This window comes from Sphingobacterium yanglingense, from assembly GCF_004363245.1.
Taxonomy (GTDB): Bacteria; Bacteroidota; Bacteroidia; order Sphingobacteriales; family Sphingobacteriaceae; genus Sphingobacterium; species Sphingobacterium yanglingense.
The window spans coordinates 778,401-791,075 of record NZ_SNYV01000011.1; the positions used below are offsets into that span (position 1 = coordinate 778,401).

The window sequence follows — 12,675 nt, forward strand, 5'->3', positions numbered from 1 at the left end:
TGCATGTCACCCCTGTCACTTGACAGCCTTCTTTACATGGGGGTTCTTTGTATCAAAAATCATTAAACACATACCAAACCAACAGCTTATGATACCTAGTTTTATCGCCCATTTCGGTGATCTGTACCCCGGCAGCAAAGCCGAAACCCGCCTACCCAGAGGCCTCTCGTACGCGATAGGCTATGGCGAGAGCCGCACCTGGCATGCGCAGCAGGACTGGTGCAACATCCAATGGCACAATGCCAAGCATGTATACCTGTACAGCATTGAGATCGAGACCCAGCGGCAGCTGCAAATCCCCGTCACGATCAGCTATCCCGATATACACTGGCAGTATATGCTCAAGGGAGCTTATAGCCTATGGGATACCTATCGGGGTATCCCTGTGCTGAACGAAGGGCACAAACACCTCATCCGTGGTGAGCAGGGCCATTATACCATGGAGGTAGCCAAAGGGCGCCACTGGATCGTAGGTTTCAATGTCGCTGCGCGCTGGCTCGAGCGCTATCCCGAGCACCTCGCTGTAGGGACAGACCGTGTGCCCCATGTATTAGCCCCCGATAGACTCTATCACTCTACCCCTATACCGATCATCGACCTGGACCGTGCCGAGCTGTACTACCTCTTAGGTCTTAGTCCCGGCCGGCATATCCTACAGGACAGCCAGATCTACCTTCCGATCGCTAAGCTGGTCGAACAGATGCAGACCTTGGATGATGCGACCTTATCACCGATCCAGAACAAGATACAGGCTGTAAAGTACTATATCCAACAATGTATCGCTACCCATCAACAGGTACCCGCTATCAGCGCGCTAGCCAATCATTTCTGCATCGAAAAGAATTATCTAGGACGTATGTACCGCATCACTGAAAACGAAAATCTCGTGTACTATATCTACCGGTTGAAACAGGAACGTGCCGCAGAACTGTTATTGAACAAAGTAGCCATCAGCAGCATCGTCGAGCAATTGGGTTATAGTGACAGTGCAGCCTTCCGTAAAGCTTTTAAGAAATACCATGGCGTGTATCCCAGTGCTTATATCCACACCAAACACTAGCTCAATATAATTATCATATCCACCACTATCATAACGACTTTTGAACTATGAATCAACAAATACTATATATAGGAAACTACTAGAGACACTCAATAATCCAGATTAGTATTTCCTCCATCTTCCTTCTATAGTCACTGGCATTACCGCGAAAGTTATTGATCAGAAAAGAGAAGGCCAGATTATTTCCCTTCTTTGTTTTCAGATAACCGCTCAACCCAAGGTGATCAGCCAGCGTACCTGTTTTAGCCCAAATATTAGCTTCATACCCCACATATAGTCCCTGCAGTGTCCCCTGGTTACCATGAGGCAATATTCTTTTGACCCGTTCAAAATCCTTACCCTTATAGATTACTGTCAGCAATTTTACAAATTCCTCTGGAGATATCAGGTTGCCCCGGCTCAGTCCGCTCCCATCTACCCATTTTCCCTGATCGAGGATTCCATCAAATAGATCTTCCCGTAACTTGCTAATAGTTCCGAAATCAGCAAATGCCCCATATCTTATCTTTCCGGCCATAAGCATCATCTGCTCGGCAAAGAAGTTATCGCTGCGCTTCATCAACTTAGCAAACAACGTATCCGTCGCCACAGTATACACTGGAGAAAATATCAGATTGTCCGGTTTATTGTGGACGATTGACATACGAACCTTGGAATTGGTTCGCCCTAACGTATCACTTAGAAGCATATAAGCCAAGGTATCGTTATCAAGCCTGGTAAATGGCCTTATCCAGCTATTTCGATTACTATTCTTTTGCACCTTGTAACTATTACTGGTCTCTGCACGCAATACACTACTATATGCTGCACGCAGGTCATCATCCTTAGGTGGCTCGATCAGGTTATTAAAAAAAGAGGGAATAGCTTTAAAATTATTACCTTCCTTATAAAACCGGACCATGTTATTGTATATGGGCATCACACTACGCTCCGGCGAATAGGTCTCCTGCCAGGTCCCCCAAGACCATCCTGAGCCAAACCGTCCAAAAGCGGTATTTTCTGGCAGGACAAGCTGTAAGCTTTTGTGTGAGTTTTTAAGCAGTTCAAAAACACGCTGCTCCGGGAATTCATCATTTAAAAACGTAGGATCTCCATTGGGTTCAAGATAGATATGCTTATCGTCTTCTGCGATACTCCAGCCTGGAATACTGTCACCGAATGTCTGCAGGCCAGCGTACATCGTCCATAATTTCGTATTGCTTGCCGGGATAAAAAAACGATTGGAATTTAAACTGTAAAGCGTAGTACCTTTGTCCATATCCATAATTTTCAATCCATAATTGGCCCTATTCAGCAAAGAATCCTGCCCCATAGCATATAGCCAGTCGGTACGCTTTTTGACAGCGCAGCTCTGCATGATCGACAAGCAGAGCATAACGATGACGTAAGAGACGAAATTGCGCATATTATTTCAGTTTACGGTTTAGAAAATCTACGGTAGCTTCCTTTACCTTCAGCAGGTTTTCAAATAATTGCCAATGGTGGTTTTCATCGGGGAGCACCAGCACTTCCACGTCCACGTTTTGCTTTTTGAGTCTATTGTATAAATCTATACTCTGCGAAAATGCCACATTCTGGTCGTCATCACCATGTACGATCAGCACTGGGGACCGCCAGGAGTCTACCCACTTTGAAGGCGAGGATTCCCAGTTGAGCTGTGTTGCTAACTCAAAATCTGGCGCATATTGAGCCGGATTCTGTTTGCGTTCTCTATTATGCACCCCATGTATATCTACTCCTGCTTTAAATACATCCGAATTTTTCGCTAAGCCCATGGCGGTCAGGTAGCCTCCATATGAGCCTCCAAATAAACCTACCCTGGAAGGATCAATATCCGCCTGTTGCTTCAGCCACTTACCTGCAGCCAATACATCCAAATACTCGGAAGCCCCCAGGTTGCCTGCAGACCGGGGATGCTGAAAGTCAAAACCATACCCCGTACCCATTCTATAATTGATAGATAATACGGCATACCCCTGCTGAACTAGGTACTGATTGACGGTATAATCATAAAAATAGTAATCAATATGGTGCCAGCCGAGATACATCTGCCTACGGGGGCCGCCATGGATATAGACTAAGGCGGGCAGATCTTTATTTTTTTGGTCGGGTTTAAAATACTGTGCACTAAAACGTATGCCATCTTCGGCCGTAATAAAGACTTGTTGCGGTTTTACAAAAACATCCCCCTGAGCATCAAAAAGCTCCGCTCCAATCAATTTCGACTGTCCATTTTTCAACAGGTACACTTTTGGCTGTACCGCTCTATTAAAAGAACTTGATGAAAAACCGATCGACTGCCCTTGGTTAAAGTAGAAAGGAGCAGTTTCAATCTCCTCTCCTTCAGTCAACATCTCCAGTTTCCCTGACTCTACATTTACCCTTCCTATATGCGATCTTTCAAAATCATACTTGTCCTTCCCAGCATTCGCAGCAAAGACAATCTCCTTGCCGTCAGCACTGTAGTTCAGGTTATCAACCGTAAAAGTTCCTTTGGTAAGCTGTTTTACGTCGTTTGAACCTATTTCCAGACGATATACGTGTGGCCATCCGCTTTCGTAAGACATAAAAGTAAGATACCGCTGATGTACCCAGCTCAAATTAACCTGTCCCGAGATACGCGGAAAAGTTGCTTCCTTTTTTAATGGTGCACGATAGATTTCATGCGCTATGCCATCATCAATAGATGCCAACATAAGCGACCAGCCTTCGTAGTTAAAAGACGTTAATGAATCTAAAGCACCACCAGCCGCATCCCGACGCACAAACGCAATATGACGCCCATCAGGAGACCACTGCGGAGAACTATCCGCATGAAATGAAGGCCCTATCCATTGTATCCTAGGATTCGATGTAGTATATATCCCTATAAAGCTATAATCACCGCGCCGGGATACAAACGCTAATTTTGTTCCATCCGGCGACCACTGCATATTGCCGGCTGTCCCTTTTATAGTAAACAACTGCTTAGCCGCCCTCTCTCCGTCTAGAGAAGCTGTCCATACCTGTCCGGCACGAAAGTAAGATACGGAAGTCTGATCCGGATGAAGGACCGGAAAATCTCCTATACCTATCTTGCATAAACGTTGATCCGCAACCGAAAGACTAAAAACCTCTATTTTCGTAGGGTCGACAAAAGATGCCGAGTTGGTAGCTACCGGAGCACTATTAGCGCCGTGATCTCCGCCGCGTGCAAATACGATCCATTTGCCGTCTCTGGTAATCGACAGACTGGTGATTTCCTGCGCATCATCACTATCAAAATTCGTTAGCTTCTTAACCCTATCATTGGCTCCTTCCGCGACGTATATATTCCGATGTCCCCTTTCATTTACCGTGAAGGCTAACACATTCGCGTTGGAGGCCCCTACCACTTTACCGATATAAGGCGTAGACAATAGTCTTGCTAATTCCCGATTCTGCGGAAAAGCAGCGACTATCATCATTCCAAATAGCAAGATTGATAAAAATAGTTTCGTTTTCATAATTTAGGTAAGTTATAGTTAGTTCAATACAATATCCTTGCCTACTGCTATCTTTGTTTTATGAGCTCCAGCATGATATACAAATATAGGTTTTCCTTCTAACAGACGAAGACGTCCTCCCTCTACTAATAGTTTCGAATCCTCATTCAAAATAATAGCCTTTAACCTCTTATTCTGTTTTAAAACAGCCTTCATCTGTCCCAACGACTTCTGATCCTGATCGGGTCTGACGATCATGGTATTGTTAACAAAACCAAATCCGTAGTGCCAACCGTATTTCTCAGGTTCGCCGAATAACCGGGCCGACAACATCGCTGCCCCTGCTCCGTTACCTGTAATAACCCCTCCCCGCTGTAGTAGATCTAACATTTCCTTATGCACTGCTGTATACAGATACGTATCGGCTAACTGCCAGCTCCTCGTGTCGTCTATCCAGACCGCATCAGCGTCCTTTAGTAGTGCGGTAATATCGTCCGTATTCGCCTTAGCACTGTTTATGGTATGCAAAAGCACCCCATGTTGTCCACCTAGCCGATCGAGCTGCCTGACCAGATCCAGCCCTTCTGTACGCAGCGCGTCATTCCCTGTCGATAAAACGACAATCTTGGCAGCAGGCTTATTAAGCTTTTCAAGAAAGAATCCGATATCCGAATCCGTCAGTTTATGGCTACCATAAATCATCACCTTTCCAGCAAAGGAGCCTCTGCCAGTGGTTCCATTGATCCGCTCCATTAGCTCAGCTCTTTGATCCGCTGTCCACACAGACTCCGACAATACCTGAGAACGATGTATAATCTCCCTTAAATGAACGTCGTACCGGTCTCCCGAGAACAGATATTCCTGCGGACTATCCGTTGTATATCCATTCCTCATCGGATTGTACATAGCTACTTTCCCTTCTCCTACGACCTCTAATACATCACCCTTCACGATCACTGCCGTAGCTTCATCTATACCAAAGCCCAATAAACCGACCTCCTGGTTCAATATCTTAGCAATGCTCCCCATACGATTCCGACGGATATAATGCTGGCCAATAATAGACTGCTTCATAAAACCAAAACCCATCTTCTGTTCAGGTCCTCCGCCATATAGATACGAACCTTGTATAGATGCCCCTGCAGAACTGCCTGCAATCACGCCCCCTTTGGCTAAGACCTCAAACATCAACTGATGGGTCAATGTATTAAGATAGGCCTCCGCCAAACGCTTTTGAAATCCCCCTCCTATAAAAACAGCCCGTGCACTTTTCAAAGGAGCAACAAAAGATTCACTATCAGCCACATCACGTTTCTTTGTGTGAAGTATAGTGATATTCGTTGCTCCCGCCTTGACCAGCCCTTGATAAGCACTATTGGTTTCGTCAACGACATCTCCCGCAGTAGGTATAAAAACAATCGAAGCAGCAGGATCACCCACCAGGCTCATAAAATAATCATAGTTATCTTCCGAAGCAGCACCTCCAATAATCATCAATGTCCCGGTTGGTGGACCCATAGTCTGCCAGGTCCCCGTCCAATGACTATGCACATCATCTACCTGAGCCACAGCCGGTGTAGTAAACACTACTGCACCGAGCAACCATGCTATGTATATAAACTTCATATGCCCATCGAATCAATAAACTGCATTTTTCCTTTCTGTTTCAATCTTCTATCTAGTACTGACATTCAATAGCGATCTGCTTATAGTTCTGGGCAACTTTGATCTGTTCATTGCCCAGTATTTCCAATACAAGTAAGGATTTCCCTACCCCGGACGGCACACCGTTGATCTGAATAAAGCCTTTATTACTATTTTTAGGTATTATAAAAGTATTGCCATTGGGCAACAGATAATCCTTACCACTTATTGCAGTACTTTCATCCTCGACGACACGGAATGAAAAAGACTGATCCTGATTATGCTGAACGCCAAACATATTCACCTGTAAAGTCACCGCGCTGGCAGCACCAATTTTTCGCTTGATTATACCGTATGGTTTCCCTGGCACCAGTGTTGTCGTAATCGCATCTTCCAGCTCTATACTATTCTCTTTAATCAAATAACGTTCGTTATAGTCTTCCTGACACGAGGAGATAAAGATTATACTTATTAAAAGTATACTTAGTTTTATAATTGAAGTACGCATGATATCAATAGTTAAAGTTTTGTTTCAATATAGGGTCGGCTATCGTTTCACGGATAGGAATCGGAGCCAGGATACGATAATCTGTAAAAGCAATCGTTCCACTGCCTTTGACGATATCCTTTCCTGTTCTTTTCAGATCAAACCAACGATGCCCCTCAAAAGCCAGTTCTAAACGACGCTGCAGCATGATCTCATTGATCAGACTTTCTCCAGCGAGTGTCACTGATGGAAGTCCGGCTCTATTTCTTATTTTATTGAGGTCCTGCATAGCTGCATTGCCATCAGGCGTACGCTGACGGGCCAGTGCTTCGGCACGGTTCAAGTACACTTCGGAAAGACGAAGGATCGGAACATTATCGAGCCCCAATGTTCCACTTTTGGATATAAACTTATAATTCTCTAAAAACCGCTCATTTTTACCCACTCCTGGCCTTATCAGACCACGACGTACATCATCATTGGTATAACTCGTATAAAAGGCAGGATCTACTGCCAATACCGCCTGAATTGAAAAAGCGGTAGCATCATAAGTCGCTCTACTGGTATAGGTAGAGCGCAGTGAACGGTCGCTACCTATATTTTCAGAAATATTGAATTTCAGCTCGAATATAGATTCGGGGTGTACCTCCTTACGCCAGTCTGCCAGAAAATTGGCCTGACTTGAAAACACCGCATTGGTTTCCCCTAGTGCCTTTGTTGCCATTTCAACCGTCTTTCCATAATCCCCTCTGTACAATGCTACCCGAGCATATAAGGCACTGACCGCTGCTTTGGTCGCCAGATGAACCGAGGTCGAGTTTGAGCTTGTAAGATTGGTATGTGCTAAATCCAGATCTGTATATATCTGATCATATACTTTTTCTAGAGCAGGTCTTTCTAATGCCGCGATCTTACCTACATCGTCTACACCAACCAACATCAATGGTACCCCACCGTAATTATAAGCATCCACTATTGCCGTAGGATCATAAGCATAGGCACGCATCAGATCGTGGTAGCATAGGGCTCTTAAGAAATACGCCTGTCCCAATGTATTTGCCTTCCATGAGGTTTCATAACTGCCATTATTCAGAGCATCGATAATCAGGTTTGCCTGATTAATAGCATAATAAGCCATCTGCCAGCCTGATAAGTGTGCATTACGGGTATTCGTTGCTTCGGGCCTCAAATGCGACGAGTTGTCCGTATGAACCATATTATCCGATAATGCCTCCGCTAGCGCAAGGTAATCCCTACCATACAGCGTGTAGTGCTGTAGACGCGCATATACGGAGGTCAGTGCCGCTGATATCCCCTCTGTAGAAGTAAGTGCTATTGATGAATCAATAGACTGTTTAGGATTAATCTCTAACAGTTTTTCACAGGAGGAGAACAAACCTAAACATATAATGGAAACTAGAAATTTGCGTTTCATAACTATCTTTCTTTAAAAACTTAATTGAACTCCGAAATAATACGACTTGGCTGTAGGGACCACACCGACATTAGAAGATGTATTAGATCCTACTACATAAAACTCTGGATCATAACCTGCAAACTTCGTCCAGGTATACAAATTATTCCCCTGCATAAACACGCGAGCCTGTTTCAATCCAACTTTGCTGATTATTGTTTTCGGCAACTGATACCCCAGGTTGATGTTTTTCAACCGGATGTAAGACCCGTCCTGCAGATAGCGTGTTGAAGCCAGATCTCCTCTCGCGTTGTTCGTTTCTGCTGCGCCGTCTATAGGCCGGGGGACACTTGTAATCTGCCCTTCCGATAGCCACCTGTTATCATAATACCAAGCCATACCATTAATTTGAGAATCCCCTTTTCTCGACAGGTTTCTAGCAAAATTGTCATACAGTACCCTTCCATAATCGTATTGAAAGAATATCCCTACCGAAATCCCCTTGTATTCGAACAAATTGTTAAAGCCGCCGTAAAAGTCGGGCAACTCGTTGGGCAGACCATGAGGCGCATAGGAATCCAGTTCCATGGTACCCGGATTATACGAGTAATTGCCCTCTTTATCATACCATACCGCTCTTCCCGTAGCACTATTCACCCCTGCATACTGAGGTAGCAGGAAGGTACGTAATGATTGTCCGACCATTACGGAATTGTCTCCTGGCAGCAAGGTAACATCATCATAAAGCTTGGTCACCTCATTGCGCTGAAATGAGATATTAAAATTGGAGGTCCATTTGAAATTATTTCTATTCCAGACCACCGCTCCAACTTCAAATTCCAGCCCTTGATTGATCACTTCTCCTAGATTCTGTGTGATCTGGCTATATCCTCCAGCCCATACCACCGGTTTGTCTAACAGTAAATCTTTGCTAAGCCTATGATACGCTTCGATAGAACCATAGATTCTACTATTGAAAAAAGCATAATCCAAGCCCAGGTTTGTCGTTACATTTTTCTCCCATCTCAGCTCACTATTCCCCAAAGTATTGGATTGAATACCAGCGGAACCATTGTAGGTAATACCGCCACCATAAAGCGAACGCGAGGCAAAATTACCGATCTGATCATTTCCCGTCTGTCCGTAACCCAACCTTAGCTTCAATTGATTCACAGCCTGATTCTTTATAAAGTCCTCCTGCGCCATATCCCATCCTAAAGAAATGGCCGGGAAAAAGCCAAATTTGGAATTCGTTCCGAATCGCGATGACCCGTCATAACGGATTATACCGGATGCAAAATATTTATCGGCGTAGTTATAATTACTCTGAAAGAAACTCCCCATTCGCTTTACACCTGTCCACTGTGATGTAGCAGATACAATGACTGCAGCTGAAGCCAATTCCGTAAATAAATGATTCGGGAACCCTTCCCCCCTTACGTTACCGCCCTGATTAGAAAAACTACGATATTCTGTCCCCAACAAGTTATTAAGCGAATGTCCATCGGCTAATTTCGGTGCGTACTGCAACGTATGTGTAGTCGTAAATGTAATAGGCTCGTCGGTATACTCTATCAGAATTCCTCCTCTGGCATTTCCATCTATACTTCTTGGATCATAGTATTGTCTGGCGGAGATATCACGGTAATCAATACCTGCCATTCCTTTGTAGGTAAGATTGTCTAAAATCCTGTAATTGATCTGTATATTGCCAAACAAACTGTTATTATTCTCGCGGGATTCGTTCAACGCTGTAGAATGCAACGTATTGCGGGTAAATGTCCCTGGAAAACCTGCCAAAGAAAAATTATAACTTCCATCCTCGTTATAGATCGGAAGAAACGGAAGAATCATAGGGTTTGCATAACTCGGCGAAGAAAACTGTGTTGTCGTGCCCGTCGCTCCTAATGGACCATGCTGGTTAATAGCCGAAAGATTAACATTGGTCTGTACACTTACTTTTTTGGATAGCTGGTTGTTGTAGTTCATATTAACCGTTCCTCTCGAAAAGTCCGATCCTATAATACTACCTTCCGTATCTTCCCAGCTTCCGGACAAACGATAGTTGCTCGTGCTCGTACCTCCAGATACCGCTAAATCAAATTTGTTAGTTCCACCTCCGGTATAAGCCGCTTTCTGCCAATCGTAAGTTTCTAAGGCCGCAATATCATTTGCGTTCATATTGACATCCAATCTTGATTGTGTTAAGACTGTTTTCCAGATCTGTTCATCCGTCTGATTGGGGTTCTTATTCTTCAGTGCTTCATAACGTGCATTCAAATACTGCTGCGAGTTCATCAATGGCAACAGATTAATAGGCATTACATTTCCCCCACGGTATCCTACATCTATCGTTGCTCGACCTTCCTTTCCTTTCTTTGTTGTAATCAACACCACCCCGTTACCCGCCTGTGCACCATACACAGACGCGGCGGCGGCGTCTTTCAGCACCTCGATAGTTAGGATATCCTCCGGGTTAATATTAGCCAACGGGTTAGTAGATACCGTATTACTCACATTATTATTGTTTACAATGAGACCATCCACTATATACAAAGGCTCCGTACCTGCTGAAATAGATCCGGGTCCCCTTACCTCCACCTTTATGGCTGCTCCGGGCACACCTACCCTTGACTGCACATTGACGCCCGACATCCGTCCCTGCATCGCACCATCTACACTCACGGCCAAAGACCCCGCGACATCCGATGCTTTTAATGATGATATTGCACCGGTAAGCTCTCTTTTCTTTTGAACTGTATACCCCGTTACAACCACCTCATCCAGACTACTATAGTCAAGTTCTAATGCCACATCAAGATCATTAAAATCAGACAATGTAATAGTTTTTGCGATGTACCCTGTAAAAGAGATCTCCACTCTATCCCCTAGCTTGACATTATTCAGGACGAATTCGCCATTATTATTGGATTGCTGGCTTTTGTTATTCACCTTTAATGTCGCTCCTGAAAGCGGAGCCTGAGTCGTCCTATCGCTGATTTTTCCTCTGATAATCCCTGTCTGTAAAACACCTGTGCTATTTTTTACCGGCGGACTGTTCAATACCGTAGTTTTAATAATAATAGTATTGTCTGTTATGGAGTATGTCAGCCCATTACTGCTGATCAATTGATCTAAGACCTCCTTAAGCGGAGCGTTAACAAAATTAACATCTACTTTTTTTAACATACGCACCTCTTCAAACTTGTAGAACAAATTATAAGAAGTCTGTTTTTCAAGCTCTTTCAGGACAGCCTCAATAGTGACATTTTTCTTTTTAAATGTAAATCCTATAATAGAAGCATATAATGGAGATAGAGACAGGCTTATAAGCGCAACAGCAATCAAGCGCTTATACATCTTGTTCTTCCATTGTGAAGACAGAAGAATCTGCCTTAAGTTAAACTTTGGAATCATAAAAAGTAAATTAGGTTTATAATTATGTCATTAAATACCAACCAAAATGTTGGTCCATTATTTCCGCACGATAATAGTGCGGTCTACTAAGCGAATGTTCAATCCCCCCTCTTTTAGTATGTATATCATTTTATCCAGGTCTTCTGAACGCTTTATCTTACCGACAAACCGGTCATTTTCAAGTTGTGCATCTATATCTACAGAAACATTATACCACCGGCTTATTTCCCTCATTAAGGTTTTTAGATCTACTTTATCAAACTTGAAATACCCTTCTTTCCACGCCAGTACTTGGTCTATATCTCCCGTTTGCAACGTGCTGTGCTCACCGTAGTTAATAAGCTCATCTCCTGGCTCCAGGAAAAAGAACTGATCAGCAGTCTTTAACTTAATCTTGCCCGTAACCAGTGTCGTCCGGACAAATGGCTCATCCTTATAGGCATTGACATTGAAAGAAGTACCAAGCACCTTTATCTCTTGCGACTTTGTGCGGACGATAAAAGGCTTGCGTTCATTTTTGGCCACCTCAAAGAAAACCTCTCCTTCGATATCCACCACTCTTTCACCTTTGTCAAATACTAAGGGGAAATTAATCGACGAACGGGAGTTGAGCCATACTTTGGTACCATCCGACAGAATGATCTGATAAGTTCCACCATTTGGCGTTTTTATACAGTTTGTCTTTTCCTCCGATTTATCCGCATACGCTTTATCCAAGGATAAGCTACTGAAGTCATATTTCAACACACCTGCTGCGGAATTGGCTATATTAACTTCATTATCCTGTATAAGTTCCGTATTACTATCTCCTCCCAACACAACCTCACGCCCGTCCGAAAGCGTCAGAACAGCGTGGTTGCCCCCAGCTTTAATCGAACTTTTCGGCATGACATAGATTTCCTCCATGTTTTCTCTGGAAAACCACAATGGGCCAGACAATCCGATGAACAGGAGCAGCACAGCCACCGCCGCAAACCAGGTCTTCCTCGATAGGACCACCTGCCTTTTCAGCTTGGGCTCTTCCGGAAAATTACTGATCATATCTTCTTCGAGATAGAAATCCAACTCTCCCTTAGACAAAAGATCAAAGAATATGGTCAATTCTCTTTTTGTCAGTGTTTTATTGAGATATCCATCTACTAACTTTCTGTAATATGTGTCTTCTATCTTCATTTATAAATAAGACGAT

Annotated in this window: 8 protein-coding genes; 1 reads left to right on the top strand and 7 read right to left on the bottom strand. The window is 43.9% G+C overall.

Annotation, left to right across the window (positions count from 1 at the left end; genetic code table 11):
* The first annotated feature begins 88 nt into the window (after positions 1 to 88).
* A complete protein-coding gene (locus CLV99_RS05655; protein ID WP_162850032.1) occupies positions 89 to 1,060 on the top strand; it encodes a helix-turn-helix domain-containing protein in 972 nt (323 codons plus the stop codon).
* A gap of 79 nt (positions 1,061 to 1,139) precedes the next feature.
* Here the strand turns inward: CLV99_RS05655 and CLV99_RS05660 are convergent, their stop codons facing one another.
* Genes CLV99_RS05660 through CLV99_RS05690 form a run of 7 tightly spaced genes read right to left on the bottom strand, consistent with a single transcriptional unit; the run spans position 1,140 to position 12,659 of the window.
* Positions 1,140 to 2,465 (bottom strand): D-alanyl-D-alanine carboxypeptidase, encoded by a 1,326-nt coding sequence (locus CLV99_RS05660; protein ID WP_133583503.1) that lies wholly within the window; start codon positions 2,463 to 2,465, stop codon positions 1,140 to 1,142.
* 1 nt (position 2,466) lies between these two features.
* Positions 2,467 to 4,545: a S9 family peptidase gene (locus CLV99_RS05665; protein ID WP_133583504.1), complete on the bottom strand. Its 2,079-nt coding sequence runs from the start codon at positions 4,543 to 4,545 to the stop codon at positions 2,467 to 2,469.
* An 18-nt stretch (positions 4,546 to 4,563) separates the two neighbouring features.
* Positions 4,564 to 6,150 carry a Type 1 glutamine amidotransferase-like domain-containing protein gene (locus tag CLV99_RS05670; protein WP_133583505.1) on the bottom strand — a complete coding sequence of 529 codons (1,587 nt, stop codon included), beginning with the start codon at positions 6,148 to 6,150 and terminating at the stop codon, positions 4,564 to 4,566.
* Positions 6,151 to 6,202: 52 nt separating this feature from the next.
* On the bottom strand, positions 6,203 to 6,676 hold the full coding sequence (locus tag CLV99_RS05675; RefSeq protein WP_133583506.1) for a hypothetical protein: 474 nt from the start codon (positions 6,674 to 6,676) through the stop codon (positions 6,203 to 6,205).
* Between the two features lie 4 nt (positions 6,677 to 6,680).
* Positions 6,681 to 8,090 carry a RagB/SusD family nutrient uptake outer membrane protein gene (locus CLV99_RS05680; protein ID WP_133583507.1) on the bottom strand — a complete coding sequence of 470 codons (1,410 nt, stop codon included), beginning with the start codon at positions 8,088 to 8,090 and terminating at the stop codon, positions 6,681 to 6,683.
* A 12-nt stretch (positions 8,091 to 8,102) separates the two neighbouring features.
* Positions 8,103 to 11,486 (bottom strand): SusC/RagA family TonB-linked outer membrane protein, encoded by a 3,384-nt coding sequence (locus tag CLV99_RS05685; RefSeq protein ID WP_133583508.1) that lies wholly within the window; start codon positions 11,484 to 11,486, stop codon positions 8,103 to 8,105.
* 57 nt (positions 11,487 to 11,543) lie between these two features.
* A complete protein-coding gene (locus tag CLV99_RS05690) occupies positions 11,544 to 12,659 on the bottom strand; it encodes a FecR family protein (RefSeq protein WP_133583509.1) in 1,116 nt (371 codons plus the stop codon).
* Positions 12,660 to 12,675: the final 16 nt, after the last annotated feature.

Bases quoted from the DNA above. Each gene is read 5' to 3' on its own strand.
- CLV99_RS05660 (WP_133583503.1), bottom strand. From the start codon at position 2,465: ATGCGCAATTTCGTCTCTTACGTCATCGTTATGCTCTGCTTGTCGATC.
- CLV99_RS05655 (WP_162850032.1), top strand. From the start codon at position 89: ATGATACCTAGTTTTATCGCCCATTTCGGTGATCTGTACCCCGGCAGC.
- CLV99_RS05675 (WP_133583506.1), bottom strand. From the start codon at position 6,676: ATGCGTACTTCAATTATAAAACTAAGTATACTTTTAATAAGTATAATC.
- CLV99_RS05670 (WP_133583505.1), bottom strand. From the start codon at position 6,150: ATGAAGTTTATATACATAGCATGGTTGCTCGGTGCAGTAGTGTTTACT.
- CLV99_RS05690 (WP_133583509.1), bottom strand. From the start codon at position 12,659: ATGAAGATAGAAGACACATATTACAGAAAGTTAGTAGATGGATATCTC.
- CLV99_RS05680 (WP_133583507.1), bottom strand. From the start codon at position 8,090: ATGAAACGCAAATTTCTAGTTTCCATTATATGTTTAGGTTTGTTCTCC.
- CLV99_RS05685 (WP_133583508.1), bottom strand. From the start codon at position 11,486: ATGATTCCAAAGTTTAACTTAAGGCAGATTCTTCTGTCTTCACAATGG.
- CLV99_RS05665 (WP_133583504.1), bottom strand. From the start codon at position 4,545: ATGAAAACGAAACTATTTTTATCAATCTTGCTATTTGGAATGATGATA.